Consider the following 17,182-nt stretch of genomic DNA (forward strand, 5'->3'; position numbering starts at 1 on the left):
TAAAAAGAAGTCCTTCTCCTTTCATATACGCATGTAACAGCAAAAATAGAACTCCAAAGAAACGGCTGTTTCTAGGAAAATGGCTTCATTTTTTGTCGAAGCTGAAAATTTTTTGAAGGATAGGGAGGAAAAACAGAAGTTTTTTTGAATAGTATAAAAAAGGTGTCCGCTAATGGACACCTTTTCCTAATTTAAAAATGACTGTAACGCTTGTTTGTTTTCTTCAAGGTCGATGCTTAAAACAGCACCAATACCGGATATTCGTTCATTTGAATAGGAACCTTCAACCGGTAAACGAAGAGATTTTAAATCTGGCTGATTTCCAACTAAAAAATCTTTTCCTATCACGATAAATGTTTTTGGCGGAATATTTGTATCCACATATGGATCAATGACGCCCCATAGCTTAGGAGCTTTCGCCAGCGTCCTTACTTGAAGAGCTTCATCCATTAATTTACCGATCACTTCTTGTTGACGCTTTACGCGCCCGAAATCACTTTGGCTATCATGTCGGAATCGCACGTATCCTAGTAATTTATCTCCGTGAAGAGTTTGTTTTCCAGGTTTTAGCGTCATGCCAATTCCTGATGACATTTCGTGCGGCACGGTAACCGTAATTCCCTCAGGGGCAATCGTATCGGCAACTTTAGAAAAACCTTTAAAATCAACAACGGCATAATAGTTTACATCTACGCCGAAATTTTCTTTAATTGTCTTACGCATTAATTCGGGCCCGCCAAATGCATAGGCTGAATTTAATTTGTTTTTGCCATGTCCGGGAATATCCACATATGAATCACGCATCAAAGAAACAATTTTAGGCTGATTGCTGTCTTTGTCATAATGAGCAATCATGATTGTATCGGCACGCGAATGTTCTTCACCTCGAGAGTCAATTCCAAGAAGCAGCACATTCATGCTATCTAAATTGGCACTTGCACCATTAAAATCAAATTGTCCATCTTTCCCAAAAGCTCCGTCTGCTTCTGCTAACCCTTGTTGGTATTGATAATACACATACGCACCAGCGGCGATTACAAGAATGAGAAAGAAAAGAAGTAGCTTTCTAAAGCGTTTCTTTTTTCTTTGCTTTTTTCTTTTATGTTGTTTACGTTCTGTACGTTCTTCCAAATGTCTCACCATCGCATTCAAAAATATTAATACTTTTTTGTTTGAAACCAACTATGCAAAAAATTATAAAACGACATAATAAAATTAACACTAAGGAATTAGATTAGCAAGTACGTTCACTAGTAAATCTGCGAAGACAGCTAAAATAAGAGAAGTGTACAAATAGAAGAAAGAGGAAATAAAGGTTATTTTTTTCGAGGATATTTGTTATAATCTATCATAGTTAGGGAAAAAGTTCTGCCTTTTAAGAATGGAATAAGAGGAAAGTCTCTGTTTGCGGAGAATCAAATATAGGTCTAAATGCAGAAAAAAGGAGTGAAGCGAATGAGTATATATGTGTCATCTTCGAACCTTGTGCTGATTCCAGAAGCGGCGTTAAGTCATTGGAAACCTTATGGCGCGGGGGAATTGACCGGAGCTATTATTTCAGGTAAAGATAGTGCTGAAATAATTAAAGAGCTTAATCAATCGTCTATTCTGCCTTTTACAAGTTTTTTCTATCGAAAGCATTTTGTTATTCTGTTTGATAAAGAACAAGCGAAAAATCATTTTGAACAGCTGCTTTTATTATATAAATCTCAGGGCTATATTTTTTATTCTTCTACTTTGTACGATGATCACTGGTCCCAGGTCCTTGAAGGAACGAAGCAGCTGCTAACGGTAAATGGGCAAGTGGTGCCGGTGCTCGAGCTTGAACAAAACGGTGAATTTGATGTTGTGCGTGATGACTGCGGTCTGCACATTGTTATAGATGATGACGAAGACGAAGAGAAGCAGCTAGAAAAAAAAGTTCATGAGCTTCCGCTTGAAGAAGGTACCTATTTCATTGGCGATCCGGGATTTGTTGAAAACCGAGACATGCTGGTAAAAGAATATTTTCCTAAAGGTACGTATGAATTTATTTATAGATACGGAGAAAATGGCTGGCTGATGAAAGTAAGTATTCAGCGAAAAGCGATTAAAGAGCAGCTTACTACTCTTCACGCGGCTTTGTCTTAACCTCTATTCATTGTACAATATTGCTAAATAACTATGTTATAATAGTAATATTGCACAATGAAAGGGGTTTTTTTAATGGAAGCACGTTTACAAAAAGTCGTATCGTGGCTGGAAGAAAAGAACGTAGAAGCAGCCTTTATTTCGTCAACCGAAAACGTATTTTATTTAACTGGATTTCATACGGATCCGCATGAGCGTTTACTTGGCTTATTTGTGTTTAACGAAGCAGAGCCGATGCTTGTTTGTCCATCAATGGAAGTGGGACAAGCAAAAGAAGCCGGCTGGAAGTTTGATGTAATTGGATATGAAGACCATCAAAATCCTTGGGAACTTATTAAAGAAGCTTTACATAAACGAAACGTAATAGATGTGAAAAAGGTTGCTGTAGAGAAAGAGCAGCTGCTGTATGCGAGAGCCGAAGAACTGCTTAGCTTATATCCAAATGCTGAGCTAGTCGGAGCAGAAGAGAAATTAAATCAGCTGCGTTTAATTAAAGATGAGCGTGAAGTTGAGATTCTGCAAAAGGCAGCTGCCTTAGCTGATTTTGGTGTAGAAGTAGGCGTAGCTGCTTTAAAAGAAGGCGTTACGGAAATGGATGTTCTGGCTAAAATTGAATACGAGTTAAAGCGAAAAGGAATTCGCGAGATGTCGTTTTCAACGATGGTTTTATTTGGTGAAAAAACGGGAGAAGCGCACGGGAACCCAGGTCTCCGCACGTTAAAGCCAGGAGATATGGTTCTGTTCGATTTAGGTGTAGTGCTAGACGGATACTGTTCAGATATTACGCGTACAGTCGCTTACAAGTCTATTAATGATAAGCAAAAAGAAATCTATGAAACGGTACAGCGCGCTGAGCAGGCAGCACTTGAAGCTTCCAAGCCCGGCACTCGCATTGGCGACTTGGACATGGTAGCACGCAATATTATTACAGAAGCAGGATATGGAGAGTATTTCTTGCATCGTCTTGGTCATGGTCTTGGTATTAGCGTGCATGAGTTTCCTTCAATGAGCCGCAACAATGATGATGTGCTTCAAGAAGGCATGGTATATACAATTGAACCGGGTATCTATATTCCAGGACTTGGAGGCGTGCGTATCGAAGATGATGTAATCATTACAAAAGATGGATACGAAACGTTAACGAAGTACCCAAAAGAATTACAAATTATTTCATAATAATGTCATAAAAAATAGAGGCTGCCGTGGTGCAGGCTCTATTTTTTTATGGGAAAAGAAAAAATTGGTTAAGGTTTCTTGTTTGCTTCTTGATACAATTTCATAGTATGTTACGAAACGATAACATTTCTATCACATTTTCTAAAAACTATATCGTAAGCGAGTGCAGTAGTATATGCTGTACAGTAGGGAGCTTTTTAAGGTCGCAAGCAAGGAGGTTTTTTATGAGTAATTTTACAAAAGATGAAGAATTAATTATACATAAAGCAATAGATGTATTTGGTCAAAAGGATCGAATTGAAGATTATTCAGATGAAAGAAAAAAGCATGGTATTCACGTTGTGGCGTGTGAAAATCATCCGCGTCAAGATGTAACCGCGTATGCAACGCTCGGTGGTCATCAATGTCCGACAGGCTACACAGTTGGAGGGATCCCGCTTCGAATTGAAATCGTTGGGGCTTGTCATGAGGAATTCGGTATTTATTCTGCTATTTTAGCAAACTGTATTTTCCATATGATGAAATCTCATGTGTCCATCTTCCCAGGAGCTATTTATAAAGACGTTATCGCAGTCCTTGATGACAGCTTTCATATGCAGCATATTTTGCTGATTCCGCCGTTTTTATGGGATAATTTTTCAACGATTGAACTATCTGATAAAAAAGTAACGTTCCTGCAGGCCGTTCCGATTTCAGAAAATGAACGTGCTTTTGCACTTGAGTACGGGGTAGATTCGTTGCTAAGCCGCTTTGATGCTGAGCAGGTGAATGTTTTCAATTTAGAAAGAAGATCTGTTGTATAAACAAAAAGAGCGCCGACTGAGACGCTCTTTTTTGTTATTGATTAGTAGGTCAATTCTTTTTGCGGTATAGCTTTTTTATGACTCGTTTGGTAGCTGTGAAGCACCATGCCTGCTATGATAACTCCCATTCCAACCCAAGAAAGAATCGATGGCAAAGGGCTTGATAGAAGGAAGACCTCTCCTAGCAGGGCAAATAAAACTTCCATCGATTGTGTAGCTTCAACTGCACCTAACTTTTGAGAATCTTTTTTAACAAGGTCGGTTGCTGCAAAAAATAAGACCGTTGCACATACTCCTGAAAGTAAAGCAACTAAACTGCTTTGATAAATCTGAGTTGTTTTTGGTAGTCCATCGGTCACGTAGGCATAGACAGAAAGAATAATCCAAAACGGCAGGCTTGAAAGCGTCATTCCAAGCACGCGCTGAAACGTATTAAGTGACGACACTTCCATCATTTTACGGTTGCCAAGCGGGTACGCAAAAGAGGCAATCAAAATGGGAACGGTACAAAGCAAGGCAGTAGCGGCCGACAGTTCAGTCGCATGCTCAAGCTGCATGAGCACAACTCCTATTAAAATAATAAACGAAAAACCTAGCTGCTTGAAAGGAATGCCTCCTAGCTTCTTTCTTTCCTTGTAAAACAAAGGAGCTAGGAGAGACCCCGATAAAATTGTGATTTGCCAAGTTCCTGCAATAAGCCAGCCGGGACCGTAGGCTGAAGCAAAACAAAGAGGAGCGTAAAATAACCCAAATCCAACCGTGCTCCAAAGCAGCCATTTTTGCGGCTGGGCTTTTATTTCTGCCACCACAGGTTTAATACCACCCCAAAAATAAACGAGTACAAGCAAAAGAGGTACCATAAAAAAATAGCGCAGCGACGCGCTCCACGCCCAGCTGCCTCCGGATAAATCCATCGCTCTATTTAAAACGAATGTAAAAGCAAAAAAGAATGAAGCAGCAATGCCTAATGAAAGAGGCTTCACTTGGATTCCTCCTCACTTGTCAGCGCTTCACCTAGCGTCAGCCAGTTCGTTTCGACAAGCTGCGATGTCAGTGCGGCATCTTTTTGACCGCAAGCGTTTATGATTTCTTTGTGCTGATCAACGGAAGCAAGGCTAGCAAGAGACGAAAAACGAGCGATTTCCAGACGTTGAATTTTGGAGCTTGTTTGTTTTACAACACGTTCTAGCTCTATATTGTTCGCCCGTTTTAAAAAGACGGAATGAAATGCTTCATCCGCTTCGATCGCTTTAAGGACATTTCTTGTTTTGATTGCATGTTCTAGAGATTGATTGTGCTTGATTAGTTCGCCCATATCTTCTTCTTGTAACGAAGTACAAGCCAGCTTAGCAGCAAGTGCATGAAGAGCTGCGACGACAATAAAAGATTGTTTTGCCTCCTCAAGGTTTAATGGAGCCACTTTTGTAGAAGAGCCGGGTGTCGTTTGGACAAGGCCTTCATCTTCAAGTCTTTTTAATGCTTCTCGAACAGGAGTGCGGCTAACTCCAAATTGCTCAGCCAGTTCTTTATCCTGAAGCTTTTGTTCCGGCTGAAATTCAAGCATGACAATATTGTGTTTAAGTGTTTGATAGACTTCTTCCCTTAAAGAAAGTCGTTTGAGAGGTTGAATGTTATTTTTCATAAAACCAATATATCGCATATTACATTAAATAACAATGTGCAAACTAAAAAAACTTCGTCTAAAAAGCAGACAGCTGCTTTTTAGATGAAGAGCTTAATTACTGCTGCGCAAAGATTTAGATAAAATGCTCGCAATCGCTTTGCTGTGCTCAACCTGCGTTTTTTTGGACTCTTTTCGTTCAAGAGCTACTTTTTGAAGACTTTTTTCTTCTTCAGTTTGAGCAATAACTTGAGGAACGGGGGCAGGTTTCCCGTTTTCTAATGCAACAAAGGTGAGAAAAGAAGTAGCTGCAATACGCTTAATGCCCGTTAACAAATTTTCTGCAATCACTTTAACAAAAATAATCATGGAGCTTTTTCCTGTAACAACAACGAATGCTTCATATGAAATAAAATCTTCTTCGGTGACGGGTTCGATAAAGTCAACGTGATCAATGGAAGCCGTAACACACGACTTTCGGGAATGTTTAGCTGCTGAAAGAGAAGCCGTCATGTCCATGTCAGCGACAATTTTTCCCCCAAAAAGGGTGTGGTGATTGTTTAGGTCATTTGGAAAAATGTGCTGTGATTTGACTACTCGTGAGACGCTGCAAAGTACTGCTTTTTCACTCATTGAAAACACTCCTTCAAACTGTTTATATGGTTTAATGTATGTTGACTACTTGTTCTTATGTATACAAGTTATAGAAAGCCTTTTCGTAAAAAGCTCTTCAAAAGCTTCTATATGGTAAAATAGAACAAATATGAAAGAGAGGATGAGAGCATGAACTTAACTCAATTTTCTAGAAGAAAATATACGGATTCCCCTACACCTTTAGAAAAGCTATCGGTTTTATCTCAGCAGTTAAATGGACCTTCAATTTATATGAAGCGCGATGATATGCTTGGACTGACAGGAGGCGGAAATAAGACGCGCAAGCTTGAATATTTAGTAGCTGATGCAAAGGCGCAAGGAGCAGACGTACTTGTAACGTGCGGTGCGATACAATCCAATCACTGTCGTTTGACGCTCGCTGCGGCTGTAAAAGAGCAAATGAAATGCGTGCTCGTATTAGAAGAAGGGGAAAATAAAGCAAGCGATCAGCCGACAGGAAACTATTTTCTTTATCATTTATTAGGCGCTCATGACATGCGGTTTGTAGCTGAAGGTTCTGATTTGACAGCGGAAATGAAAAAAGTAGAGCGAGAGCTAATTGAAAAAGGTCATAAACCGTATTTAATTCCAGTAGGAGGTTCGAATGTTATCGGTGCAACCGGATACGCTGCCTGTGCACAAGAGCTGCTTATGCAAAGCTATGAGCAGCAAATAAAGCTTAGCCACGTGGTTTGCACAAGCGGCAGCGGAGGCATGCACGCGGGGTTAGTGGCAGGCTTTCAAGGTCTTCAAAGTGACGTATCTGTTATTGGAATGAACGTTAGTCGTGCTAAAGAAGAGCAAGAAGCAAAAGTTGCTAAGCTGACGAGTGAACTTTATGATCATTTACATAGTAAAACGCCTTTTAAAGAAGAAGAGATTGTGTGTATGGATGAATACGTAGGTCCAGGGTATGCTGTTCCGACTGAAGAGATGGTGGAAGCAGTCAAACTTGTGGCCAGTACGGAAGGGATTTTATTGGATCCTGTGTATACGGGAAAAGCGATGGCTGGTCTAATTGATTTAATTCGAAAAGGTTACTTTAATAAGGATGAAAATGTGGTGTTCGTCCACTCAGGCGGTTCACCGGCTCTTTATGCCTATACATCAATTTTTTCATAAAAAAGCAAGGGATTCGGCTCCCTTGCTTTTTTAGTTTATATAGGAATAGTAAGTGAAAACGTTACTCCGGTGTCTGTATTTTCAGCCGTAATTGCTCCGTCGTGCATCGTAATAATACGCTTTACGATACTTAAGCCGATACCGAATTCACCGTTTGCTCCTTTTTTAAACGGTTCAAACAAGTGTTGAAGCACGCTTTGATCAATCGGCGGACCATCGTTGCTGATTGTACATTGAACGTTCGTTTGGTGTTTAGCAAGTGAAAGTGAAACCTTCGTCTCGGCATAGCGCAGCTGATTGTCGAGTACATTTTCAAGAACTTTTGTCCATAGCTCTTTGTCTCCTTTAATTGTTGCGTTTGCGTCGTCAAATTCCCACTGTATTTCAGGGCGCCTCCACCGCAAGCGATCCACTACTTCATGAAGAAGTGCAGTAAAATCAAAGTCATCTTGTGCAAGCTGATGAGTGGACATATAGTCAAGCTTGGTTAAGTAAAGCAAATCGCGGATTTTTTTCTCAAGATTTTTGGATTCATCTTCAATAACTTTTACCGTTTGAGATAAATCACCTTTTGGATAAATGCCGTCTTGAATCGACTGAGCGTAGCTTTGAATAACCATAACCGGTGTTTTTAAATCATGTGAAATATTTTGAAGCAGCGTTTGCTGTGCTTCATCTTTAGATACGAGCCTTTTGCGCATTTGCTCGATGGACGCGCCTAGCTTGCCAATTTCATCGGAACGGTTCACTGTAACGGGCTCATGCCAATTTTGTTCGGCAATTTTTTTCACATCTTTTTCAAGCGATACAAGCGGCTTGCTTAAATATCTTGATAGCCAAATAGATGGAAGCCAGCTGAATAGAAATACAATTGAAATTACAAGAAGCAGCTGTTTAAACAGAGTAGAAGTGAGCGCGTTGCGATACGTATCCCACGAAAATGAAAGCAAAAAAGCAGGCTGTCCGTTTACACTTACTTTTCGAATTACATAAAAAAGTGTCCGGTTGCCAAGATCTTTTTCATAGCGAGCGACGATTTTTCGCTGATTGATTGCATCTTCCTGTGCTTTTCTCAAAAAGTCTTGAGGCAAAACCCGTGATGAAAAATAAGAGATATCCGCATGTTCAGGCAATAAAATATGATCCACGGTTCGATTGCCAAGTGTTGGTTCACTGTCTTCATTGCTAAAGTAGTATTCACCTGAGCGGCTTGGCAGGCCGTATTCTTTTAAAATATGCTGTTCATTTTCAATAGTGGTATAAATTTCATTCGTGAAGAACTGCCTGAGCGTCGTTGGAAATAAAATAGCGAGCAAAATTGAAATAAGCAGTAAAATACCGGAGATGACGAGCCAAATTTGAAATGCAAGCGACTTGTTTTTCATGCTTTCATCATCCGGTATCCATATCCATAAATCGTTTCAATTCGTGCTTGCGGCATTTTTTTACGCACGCGCCTTACTAAATCATCCACCACTCGGTCTGTGCCAAAATAATCTTCTCCCCAAATGAGATTCAGCAGCTGCTCCCGTGAAAAAGCCTGTCCAAGGTCTTTTGAGATAGTGACAAGAAAATCAAATTCTTTAGACGTTAAATCAATCGGCTTTCCATCTTCACTGACTGTACGGGTATGTAAATCGATTTCATAAGGAGTCAGCGTAATGGTATCGGTTTTCTTTTGATTGGAACCATATACGCGGTTTAGCAGTTTGTTTGCTCGAATAACTAGTTCACGAGGCAAAAAAGGCTTTGATAAATAGTCGTCGCTGCCCATCTCAAGCCCAAGAACCCGGTCAATATCGGCATCGCGGGCTGAGATAAAAATAACAGGCACTTGTGGCGTTTGCTGCTTGATTTCGCGAATGAGCTGATACCCGTCAATGTCAGGCAGCATAATATCTAAAATCCACAGATGCGGAGGAGTTGCAATCATTTCTTTGGCGTCCGTGCCGTTAAAAAATGAGCGAACGTCCCAGCCTTCTTTTTGAAGGTAAAGGGTTAAAACTTCATTTAAATTTTGTTCATCCTCTACTAAATATAGTGTAAAGCTCAAATTTGACACCTCCCTCTGAATATATGAAAATTAAGGTAAATAAAGAATATTACGCCATCTATGCGCGTTTCTTTAAAGGTCTATGTACCCGCTATTATACTACGTGTTTGCTGTTATAAAGAAATTTTTCACAATTTCACACATTGTTTTGATACTTATCCCAAACTTTTATTTTATAGTATAGATAACATAAAATTTGCTACGTTAAAAGGAGTGTTTTTCATGGATCCACGTGATTATGAAAGAGAGCAAGAACGAAAAGAAGAATATGAAAATCGCCAGCAGCGCTACGATCAGTATCAGCCTGCGTCATCATCACAGCCTCCAAGAAGACGCTTATTTCCAGTGATTGCATCTTCTATCGCCGGAGCAGTGCTAGGGGGAGGAATTGTGCTATACGGTGCTCCGCAGCTGGGGTTAATGGATTCAGCTGATACGCAAACAGCGAATCAAACAACGCAGACTCAAACCGCAACAACAACGAGCACAACGCCTCGAACAGTAAGCACAACCGTGAATCAGTCAGATCTTGTTTCAGTTGTAAATAAAGTATCAGCTGCTGTTGTAGGCGTGAACAATATTCAACAACAAACAAATCCATTTTCTGGAGATACCCAAACGCAAGAAGCAGGAACGGGTTCCGGTGTTATTTTCAAAAAAGAAAATGGAAAAGCTTACGTTGTGACCAATAACCACGTTATTGACGGCGCAAGCGAAGTAGAAGTGTCACTTTCAAACGGACAAAAAGAAAAAGCTAAAATTGTCGGAGCTGACGCGCTAACGGATTTAGCGGTGCTTGAGATGTCTGACAAAAATGTTGAACAAGTGGCGAAGTTCGGGAAATCATCGGATTTAGTAGCGGGTGAAACGGTGCTTGCAATCGGAAATCCTCTTGGTGAACAATTTTCTCGTACGGTCACACAAGGTATCGTGAGCGCAGCAAAACGCTCTGTCCCTATTTCAGAAAATTGGAACGTAGATGCAATTCAAACGGATGCGGCAATTAATCCAGGAAACAGCGGCGGTGCCTTGATCAATTCTTCCGGTGAAGTAGTCGGTATCAACAGTATGAAAATTTCAGAAGACAATGTAGAAGGCATCGGCTTTGCTCTTCCAAGTGATGAAGTGCAGCCGACGATTGAACAGCTGATGAAAAATGGAAAAATAACGCGTCCATATATGGGGGTAGGTCTTCAGGATGTAGGTCAGCTTTCAGCTGCAACAAAACAAAACCAGCTAGGCCTAACAAGCGATACGTCTGAAGGAGTTGTCGTAACGACGGTTGAACCATTCTCTTCTGCTTCTGATGCAGGTTTACAATCAAAAGACGTGATTGTTGCCATCGATGGAAATGAAGTCAAAACATCCAGTGATTTACGTCAATATCTATACACAAAACGTAAAGTAGGAGACACGGTAAAATTAGACGTATATCGAAATGGAAAAAAACAAACCATTTCTCTGAAGCTTTCAGAACAGCAGGATAACAATGGATGAATTCAACACCGTTAAAGCTGCTGCTAGCAGTATTAACAGCGTTCGGATTTTTAACCGGCTGCGGAGGGAAGCATTCAAACACGATGTTTCCTTCTGTAGAAATTAGTCAGCTATCTTCTACCAAAGAACTGGCAGCGTATGAGGGAGGCAAGGTGACAGGAGCTGAATTCAACCGTTTTTTAGCCGTTGAAGGGTTCTTAAATCCAGATGCTCCGCTAAATGATACAAGCTACCGCAAAGAGTTATTGCGGCAGCTTGTTATGCAAAAAATCTTAATTTCGCATCTAAAGACAAGCGATAAAGTACAAAAACAAGTTGAGGATATGTGGAAGCAAATTAAACGCTCATATGACGAGGATACAAGAAAACAAGGTTATGAAGTGTTAAATATTCGTTCTAGTGATGTAACCAACCAGCTAACAAATCAGTTTAAATTAGAAGAATATTTCCGTAAACAAATTACGTCTGATGAACTAACTGCTTACTATAAACGTATTGAAAACGATCTAACGCGCGTATCTTTTACACAGCTGGATTTTTCCACTTTACATGATGCCGACGCCGCTGCGGCTGAACTGCAAAAAGGAACATCTCTTGAAGACGTTCAAAAAAAATATGCTGATGTCCAGACAATCAGCAAAATAGAGAATGCTGATAATCTAAAGCTTTCAAGTCTATCTCCCTCTTTTATAGATGTTTTAAAAAAACAGCACATCGGAGAGAGTAGTGAGCCCATTAAAATGGGTAAAGTCTATTATATTCTTATTTTAAAACAAAAAGATAAAAAAACGGAATCAGAAGTCAAAGAAGAAATGATGAAAGAACTTGTTTTGAATCATATCAACCGGTATATCCAGGATGAACTGCCAAGGTTCCACGTGACTTTCAACCTTAGGTAGTTCCCTTTTATATAGATTGATTGTTTTCAAAAAGCAAGCAGGTAAAAGAGCTTTCTATTAATAGAGAGCTCTTTTACATTTTTAAGTAGACAGAAATGTCGTCACCTGATAAAATGAAGTTGTAAAACTTTCATTATTCGGAAAATTTATACCCTCCAGCTTTGGAGGGTTATTTTTTATGCTGTTGGACGAATAAAAGAGCTTGGGACAAAAGTAGTTTAGTGGAAAGAAGATCCGAACGATGAATCGTTCGGATCTTTTCGTTAGTATGGTGAACGTATGTTTAATCTATTTATTTGTTTCTGGCTGTTGATTGGAGGGCAAGGCGAAGACTGACACGGAAATCAACAGCGGTGTCAAAAGTGATTCATACGAGCTTATTGATTCCATTGATCCCATTGTTCGCTTTTCGATTGGATTGCTTTCGTTACGTTTCAATCACTTTTCATCTTTTAAATGGCTCAGTAATCCAGGAGACATCTCCACGTGAGAAAGGGCGATGTGTGAAATCGTTTTAGCATAAGGTGTAATTTCGTTAATAAATTGTTCGAGTACGTGCAGGTGGGGAAGCTGAAGCTTTGTAATAAAGCAGGCTTGCCCGGCGATGCGTTCACAGAATAAAGCGTAGGGATACTGAGAAATAAATCGTTTAAAACGCTCGTGCTCGCCGTTTTTCATAGTTACTTCAATAAAACACGATACAGGCAGGTGCATCTTTTCATAATCAATATCAATCGTATATCCTTTTATAACGCCAAAGCTTTCTAGCTGCCTTACTCGCTCTGCCACCGAAGGGGGAGACAGGTTAATTTGTTTTCCTAGCTCTCGTAAGGAAAGGCGGCTGTTTTGCTGCAGCGCCTGTAAAATCGATAAATCAATTTCATCAATTTTCAATTGAAAACCTTCTTTCTCATTAACGTTTCATTTGATTAGTAATAGTAGCTAAGATGTTTTATATGTAATCTAAAATTTCCGTTTTTCTTACTATAATAATTAAAAAGGAGTGAGTAAAAAATGGCAAGAGTTTTGTTAGCAAACGAAGAGGGAACAAATTTTGAAAAAGCACTGAATTTAATTCCGCATGTAAAAAGATTGTATGATGAGCTTTACGACACGCTTTGGAACAGCGATATAGTAGGAAAAGAGACTAAGGAAAAAATTAGGCTTTATCTAGCAGGTGTTAACGGCTGTGAGACGTGTATGAGCATGTCATATGTAGGGGATGAGACGCTTAATCAAAAAGTGTTAAGAGAAAAAGAGCTGGAAGAAAAAGATCGGCTGCTGTTTCGATTTATTGATGTATACCGGGTGCGTCCAAGGGAGTTGACCGATGCTGATATGGATCAATTAAAGAAATTTTACAGTGATACGCAGCTGTTAGAGCTTTTGGCTGTTATTAATTTATTTGATCAATTTCACAAAATGATTGTCAGTTTAGATTTATATGATTTTTGCAGCTTGCAGCGCAAGTGAGGTCTTCGCTAAAAATATCTTGACAGACAAAATTCACAGGAGTAAGATAGCTTTCGTGAAGTGAAACGTATCATGAATCGAATCGATTATTCTAAAAAATAGATCATAGACATTTGAATAAAAATCGCTTAATCCATTACGGAGCGGAGGACCCATTATTTACGCACATATTGTGCTCCGGGGTGAATCCTTAAAAAGGTAGGGTTACTCTTAAAACCCGAACCCGACAGCTAACTTCGCAAGCGTTTTGAGGGGGAAGAGTGTGGAAAAACACAGGAGCCTTCCTGTGTTTTTTTGCGCTTTTTTTAAGAAAAAGATGTAATTTTTTAGAAAAAGTATAAGCTAAGAGAACACACAGCAGTTGAAGAAAGGAATAAATACACTATGAAAAAACAGTTTGCTGTATTGGGATTAGGTCGTTTTGGAGGCAGTTTGGTTGAAGAGTTTGCTAATCTGGATGTGGATGTGCTCGCTATTGACCGCAATCAGGAGGTAGTAAATAAATTTAGCAACTCAGCTACATATGTTGTCCAAGCAAACGCGATTGATGAAGCTAGCTTAAAGGGGCTAGGTATCCGCAATGTTGATCATGCGCTTATTTCGTTTGGAGATGATATCGAAGCAAGTGTGCTCGCAACGATGCTTTTAAAAGATATGGGCGTTAAGCAAGTATGGGTAAAAGCAGTGAATATGTATCATCAAAAAGTGCTCGAAAAAATAGGAGCGGACAAAGTTATTCATCCAGAGCGCGATATTGCTAAGCGTATTGCTCATCACGTGGTGTCAGAAAAAATCATCGATTACATTGAATTGTCAAAGGATTATAGTATTGTCGAAATTGTCGCTTCTAAGAAACTTCATAATAAAACGCTGTTTGATTTAAACATTCGTGCCAAGTACGGCTGCAACATTATCGGCTTTCAGCGAAAAGACGGGGAAATGGTGATTTCGCCTACCGCGCATGAAATAATTGAACAAGGAGATATGCTGATTGTTATCGGACATAATCGCGATTTGAACCGTTTTGAAGAAGAAGGAGTTTAACTGATGAAAAAACAAATCATTAAACTCACCCCTCCGCAGCTGCTTGTCTCCATTTTTGGCGGAGGAATTATTATTGGTGCTCTTCTATTGATGATGCCTGTTTCTACTACTGAGCCAATCCGGTGGGTAGACGCCCTTTTTACATCTACTTCCGCTATGACAGTGACCGGCTTAGCCGTCGTAGATACAGGTACGCGTTTTACCGTCATCGGTCAAACAATCATTATGCTGTTAATTCAAATAGGCGGTCTTGGCATTATGTCATTTGCCGTGTTGATTTTTATGATGCTAGGTAAAAAAATTGGATTTAAAGAGCGTATGCTCGTTCAGCAGGCATTAAATCAAACGAGCGTCGGCGGAGTTGTCCTGCTAGTTAAAAGGCTGTTTATCTTTTCATTTTTAATTGAGTTTATTGCACTTATTTTTTTAGCGATACGCTGGGTTCCGGAATTCGGATGGTCTAAGGGGCTGTTCTTTAGCTTGTTTCATTCAATTTCAGCTTTTAATAACGCAGGGTTTGGACTACTGTCTGATAACTTAGTGCAGTATGTTGGAGATCCTATTATTAACATAACGATTTCTTTTTTGTTCATCATTGGCGGGTTAGGGTTTACCGTTCTTGCTGATATGTGGGTGAAAAAATCGTATAAAAAACTAACGCTGCATTCAAAAATTATGATTATCAGCACGTTTGCGATTAATGTGATTGCCATGCTTTTTATTTTTTTCTTAGAGTACAGCAATTCGCATACGCTCGGAAATTTATCATTAGGAGACAAAGTATGGGCTTCTTATTTTCAAGCGGTAACGACAAGAACCGCTGGATTTAATACAATTGATTTAGCTCACCTGCATGACGCAACGGTTTTTTTAATGGTCTTATTAATGTTTATTGGTGCAGGAAGTGCGTCAACAGGAGGCGGTATTAAACTAACAACGTTTGTGGTGATTGTTTTTTCTGTATGGGCATTTTTACGAAGCCGGGAAGATATTGTGCTGTTAAAGAGACGACTTCTTCCTCTTCACGTGTTTAAGGCACTAGCCATCACGATGATTTCGATTATGTTTGTGTTTGGGGCCATTTTTCTGTTAAATATTTCGGAAAATCTGCCGTTTGTAAAAATTATGTTTGAAGTTGTTTCTGCGTTTGGAACAGTAGGCTTATCGATGGGAGCGACTCCTGAACTTTCATACTTTGGCCGCGTGATTATTGTTTTTATCATGTTTTTAGGAAAAGTGGGGCCATTAACGCTTGCGTTTTCATTATCTAAGCAAAAGCGTGAAGCCGTTCGTTATCCAAACGAAGATATAATGCTAGGGTAGAAAAATCGCCTTCGATGAGGCGATTTTTTTATATTATTTATACGTTCAAGACATATAAGAGGTTACGCACAAAACAGTTGCGATGAATAAAAAGAAGGCAAAGACAAGAACAATGGGCAATTTGGAATGTCGGCGCATTAAAGGTCCCCCTTTTTTATAGTAAAAAATCTCTTACTATATATAACGAAAGAAACAAAAATATGATTCACTTTTTTTGGCGAAATTTGAAGGTTTTTCTCGTTGGAAAAATCCGCACCCCTGTCCTAAACATTTTGCCAAGCTGTTGCATACACTAAAAGTAGATAACAGGAAGTGAGGGATGGTACGTGGGAAAACAAAATTTTGCGTTAATCGTTGTGTTATTTGTTTTACTTGTTATTGTAGGTGCGTCTGGCTTTCGCTTTTAAACGTTAACTTTATTTACGCATGGCCCCCGTCAAAAAGGGCATACTAGGCGGAAGTAAAAACCAAAAATTTCTTCAATATTGCCGAACAATGAGTTCCTCTACTCATTCATCTAATCGGTATGTAGCCATGCGAAAGCATGGTTTTTTTTGTCGTAAGAGGATGAATGATGTTCATCCTCTTTAGAAATTAATAGTAGCAAGAACACCCTACGATTACTAATAGAATAAATAAAACAACGATAAATGAAAAACCAAAACCGCCTTTTGCGCCCATATGTGTAACCTCCTTTAATAAAAGTCTCTATATCCTATGTACTAATTGGGTTAAGTGATTGAGAAATTTGCCTATTTTTTAACGGTAACGATCTTTTGAGAAGAATGAAGAACACTTACTTTTTTCATTTTCGTAAAAATCCTTTATGATAAGAAGAAAAGGAGGGCAAACAGGTGGGAATACATGCACAATACGTCATGAATCAGCTAGAAGAGGGAAAGTGGAAAGAGATCAAACGCGAAATTCAACAAGAAATGAAGAAAAAACCTCAAGCATCTGATTTGTACTGTTACTTAGCGGTTTGTTTAGCAAAGCAAATCGAAGAATCAATTATCTTTGAAAAAATGGTATTAAATTTAGAAATGGACCGAGCTCTTCATCAGGCATTAACATTAAATCCATCTTCAAGCTTGGCGCACTTCGTTCGAGGAATAAAATACCGGGAAACTCCGCTTATGTTTGGAGGGAATTACGAAAAATCGCTGTCTTATTTGCATCGGGCGCAAGATCTTGGTTTTGAAGGGATTATGCTGCCGCTCGAACTCGCCAAAACCTATATTCAATTAAAAGAAATGGAAAAAGCGAAAGAACAAATCGCCTATGCCCGGGAAATCAATCCTACTCACGGAGATATTAAAAAAGTCGAAAACATGCTGCAAACAGGACGGTGAATCAAAAGTCCTGTTTTATTTTTGGTCTTGAGGAA

General features: G+C 39.4%; 19 protein-coding genes and 1 riboswitch. Of the genes, 11 read left to right on the top strand and 8 right to left on the bottom strand.

Translation table 11 applies throughout. The features are described 5' to 3' along the window. Window positions 1-186 precede the first annotated feature (186 nt). The gene (locus tag MMB69_RS04955; RefSeq protein WP_430070424.1) at window positions 187-1,143 is read right to left on the bottom strand and encodes an LCP family protein; all 957 of its coding nucleotides are present in this window, start codon (window positions 1,141-1,143) and stop codon (window positions 187-189) included. A gap of 312 nt (window positions 1,144-1,455) precedes the next feature. Between MMB69_RS04955 and MMB69_RS04960 the strand changes: the two genes are divergently transcribed. From MMB69_RS04960 to MMB69_RS04970, 3 genes are all read left to right on the top strand, one after another. Continuing rightward, window positions 1,456-2,130: a hypothetical protein gene (locus tag MMB69_RS04960; protein WP_269870268.1), complete on the top strand. Its 675-nt coding sequence runs from the start codon at window positions 1,456-1,458 to the stop codon at window positions 2,128-2,130. Between the two features lie 75 nt (window positions 2,131-2,205). Then, a complete protein-coding gene (locus tag MMB69_RS04965; protein WP_153255266.1) occupies window positions 2,206-3,306 on the top strand; it encodes a M24 family metallopeptidase in 1,101 nt (366 codons plus the stop codon). A gap of 224 nt (window positions 3,307-3,530) precedes the next feature. After that, window positions 3,531-4,109, top strand: coding sequence for a suppressor of fused domain protein (locus MMB69_RS04970; RefSeq protein WP_013084584.1), 579 nt, complete (start codon window positions 3,531-3,533; stop codon window positions 4,107-4,109). Between the two features lie 41 nt (window positions 4,110-4,150). Here the strand turns inward: MMB69_RS04970 and MMB69_RS04975 are convergent, their stop codons facing one another. The 3 genes from MMB69_RS04975 to MMB69_RS04985 all read right to left on the bottom strand — a co-directional run bounded on the left by MMB69_RS04975 (window position 4,151) and on the right by MMB69_RS04985 (window position 6,363). Beyond that, entirely contained in the window at window positions 4,151-5,092 is a 942-nt protein-coding gene (locus MMB69_RS04975) for a DMT family transporter (protein WP_269870267.1), read from the bottom strand. Further along, on the bottom strand, window positions 5,089-5,769 hold the full coding sequence (locus tag MMB69_RS04980) for a GntR family transcriptional regulator (protein ID WP_221783638.1): 681 nt from the start codon (window positions 5,767-5,769) through the stop codon (window positions 5,089-5,091). The genes MMB69_RS04975 and MMB69_RS04980 overlap by 4 nt, the downstream gene beginning before the upstream one ends. 75 nt (window positions 5,770-5,844) lie before the next feature. Beyond that, entirely contained in the window at window positions 5,845-6,363 is a 519-nt protein-coding gene (locus tag MMB69_RS04985; protein ID WP_013058600.1) for an acyl-CoA thioesterase, read from the bottom strand. A gap of 150 nt (window positions 6,364-6,513) precedes the next feature. Here MMB69_RS04985 and cuyA point away from each other — a divergent pair, with 150 nt between their 5' ends. Continuing rightward, the gene (cuyA, locus tag MMB69_RS04990; protein WP_153255264.1) at window positions 6,514-7,506 is read left to right on the top strand and encodes a D-cysteate sulfo-lyase; all 993 of its coding nucleotides are present in this window, start codon (window positions 6,514-6,516) and stop codon (window positions 7,504-7,506) included. 35 nt (window positions 7,507-7,541) lie between these two features. On the opposite strand, the gene MMB69_RS04995 is transcribed toward cuyA, so the two are convergent. Together MMB69_RS04995 and MMB69_RS05000 are read right to left on the bottom strand one after the other, a co-directional pair. Then, window positions 7,542-8,891: a sensor histidine kinase gene (locus tag MMB69_RS04995; RefSeq protein ID WP_221783642.1), complete on the bottom strand. Its 1,350-nt coding sequence runs from the start codon at window positions 8,889-8,891 to the stop codon at window positions 7,542-7,544. After that, window positions 8,888-9,559, bottom strand: a complete 672-nt coding sequence (locus MMB69_RS05000; RefSeq protein ID WP_153255262.1) for a response regulator transcription factor — start codon at window positions 9,557-9,559, stop codon at window positions 8,888-8,890. The genes MMB69_RS04995 and MMB69_RS05000 overlap by 4 nt, the downstream gene beginning before the upstream one ends. 222 nt (window positions 9,560-9,781) lie before the next feature. Between MMB69_RS05000 and MMB69_RS05005 the strand changes: the two genes are divergently transcribed. Continuing rightward, the gene (locus MMB69_RS05005) at window positions 9,782-11,056 is read left to right on the top strand and encodes a S1C family serine protease (protein ID WP_013084577.1); all 1,275 of its coding nucleotides are present in this window, start codon (window positions 9,782-9,784) and stop codon (window positions 11,054-11,056) included. Then, entirely contained in the window at window positions 11,053-11,955 is a 903-nt protein-coding gene (locus MMB69_RS05010) for a peptidyl-prolyl cis-trans isomerase (RefSeq protein WP_221783644.1), read from the top strand. Before MMB69_RS05005 ends, MMB69_RS05010 begins: the two co-directional genes overlap by 4 nt. A gap of 438 nt (window positions 11,956-12,393) precedes the next feature. Here MMB69_RS05010 and MMB69_RS05015 read toward each other — a convergent pair whose 3' ends face one another. Then, window positions 12,394-12,849, bottom strand: coding sequence for an Lrp/AsnC family transcriptional regulator (locus MMB69_RS05015; RefSeq protein ID WP_221783646.1), 456 nt, complete (start codon window positions 12,847-12,849; stop codon window positions 12,394-12,396). Window positions 12,850-12,969: 120 nt separating this feature from the next. On the opposite strand from MMB69_RS05015, the gene MMB69_RS05020 reads away from it, so the two are divergent. The 4 genes from MMB69_RS05020 (at window position 12,970) to MMB69_RS05035 (ending at window position 16,202) form a co-directional block, all read left to right on the top strand. Next, entirely contained in the window at window positions 12,970-13,428 is a 459-nt protein-coding gene (locus tag MMB69_RS05020; protein WP_221783648.1) for a carboxymuconolactone decarboxylase family protein, read from the top strand. A 115-nt stretch (window positions 13,429-13,543) separates the two neighbouring features. Continuing rightward, a riboswitch (cyclic di-AMP (ydaO/yuaA leader) is annotated at window positions 13,544-13,688 on the top strand. A 124-nt stretch (window positions 13,689-13,812) separates the two neighbouring features. Continuing rightward, entirely contained in the window at window positions 13,813-14,472 is a 660-nt protein-coding gene (locus MMB69_RS05025; protein WP_013058591.1) for a potassium channel family protein, read from the top strand. 3 nt (window positions 14,473-14,475) lie between these two features. After that, window positions 14,476-15,795 carry a TrkH family potassium uptake protein gene (locus tag MMB69_RS05030; protein WP_221783649.1) on the top strand — a complete coding sequence of 440 codons (1,320 nt, stop codon included), beginning with the start codon at window positions 14,476-14,478 and terminating at the stop codon, window positions 15,793-15,795. Between the two features lie 326 nt (window positions 15,796-16,121). Beyond that, a complete protein-coding gene (locus MMB69_RS05035; protein WP_016765202.1) occupies window positions 16,122-16,202 on the top strand; it encodes a YjcZ family sporulation protein in 81 nt (26 codons plus the stop codon). Window positions 16,203-16,389: 187 nt separating this feature from the next. On the opposite strand, the gene MMB69_RS05040 is transcribed toward MMB69_RS05035, so the two are convergent. Further along, window positions 16,390-16,476 carry a YjcZ family sporulation protein gene (locus MMB69_RS05040; RefSeq protein ID WP_016765201.1) on the bottom strand — a complete coding sequence of 29 codons (87 nt, stop codon included), beginning with the start codon at window positions 16,474-16,476 and terminating at the stop codon, window positions 16,390-16,392. A gap of 173 nt (window positions 16,477-16,649) precedes the next feature. On the opposite strand from MMB69_RS05040, the gene MMB69_RS05045 reads away from it, so the two are divergent. After that, on the top strand, window positions 16,650-17,147 hold the full coding sequence (locus MMB69_RS05045) for a tetratricopeptide repeat protein (protein ID WP_221783651.1): 498 nt from the start codon (window positions 16,650-16,652) through the stop codon (window positions 17,145-17,147). Window positions 17,148-17,182 lie beyond the last annotated feature (35 nt).

Source organism: Priestia sp. P5 (genome assembly GCF_029522155.1).
GTDB lineage: Bacteria > Bacillota > Bacilli > Bacillales > Bacillaceae_H > Priestia > Priestia megaterium_E.

What these genes read in the sequence shown, in the direction of transcription:
- MMB69_RS04965 (WP_153255266.1), top strand. Translation starts at nt 2,206, where the DNA reads ATGGAAGCACGTTTACAAAAAGTCGTATCGTGGCTGGAAGAAAAGAAC.
- MMB69_RS04980 (WP_221783638.1), bottom strand. Translation starts at nt 5,769, where the DNA reads ATGCGATATATTGGTTTTATGAAAAATAACATTCAACCTCTCAAACGA.
- MMB69_RS05005 (WP_013084577.1), top strand. Translation starts at nt 9,782, where the DNA reads ATGGATCCACGTGATTATGAAAGAGAGCAAGAACGAAAAGAAGAATAT.
- MMB69_RS04970 (WP_013084584.1), top strand. Translation starts at nt 3,531, where the DNA reads ATGAGTAATTTTACAAAAGATGAAGAATTAATTATACATAAAGCAATA.
- MMB69_RS05040 (WP_016765201.1), bottom strand. Translation starts at nt 16,476, where the DNA reads ATGGGCGCAAAAGGCGGTTTTGGTTTTTCATTTATCGTTGTTTTATTT.
- MMB69_RS04995 (WP_221783642.1), bottom strand. Translation starts at nt 8,891, where the DNA reads ATGAAAAACAAGTCGCTTGCATTTCAAATTTGGCTCGTCATCTCCGGT.
- MMB69_RS04985 (WP_013058600.1), bottom strand. Translation starts at nt 6,363, where the DNA reads ATGAGTGAAAAAGCAGTACTTTGCAGCGTCTCACGAGTAGTCAAATCA.
- MMB69_RS05025 (WP_013058591.1), top strand. Translation starts at nt 13,813, where the DNA reads ATGAAAAAACAGTTTGCTGTATTGGGATTAGGTCGTTTTGGAGGCAGT.
- MMB69_RS04955 (WP_430070424.1), bottom strand. Translation starts at nt 1,143, where the DNA reads ATGGTGAGACATTTGGAAGAACGTACAGAACGTAAACAACATAAAAGA.
- MMB69_RS05010 (WP_221783644.1), top strand. Translation starts at nt 11,053, where the DNA reads ATGAATTCAACACCGTTAAAGCTGCTGCTAGCAGTATTAACAGCGTTC.
- MMB69_RS05020 (WP_221783648.1), top strand. Translation starts at nt 12,970, where the DNA reads ATGGCAAGAGTTTTGTTAGCAAACGAAGAGGGAACAAATTTTGAAAAA.
- MMB69_RS04960 (WP_269870268.1), top strand. Translation starts at nt 1,456, where the DNA reads ATGAGTATATATGTGTCATCTTCGAACCTTGTGCTGATTCCAGAAGCG.
- cuyA (WP_153255264.1), top strand. Translation starts at nt 6,514, where the DNA reads ATGAACTTAACTCAATTTTCTAGAAGAAAATATACGGATTCCCCTACA.
- MMB69_RS05030 (WP_221783649.1), top strand. Translation starts at nt 14,476, where the DNA reads ATGAAAAAACAAATCATTAAACTCACCCCTCCGCAGCTGCTTGTCTCC.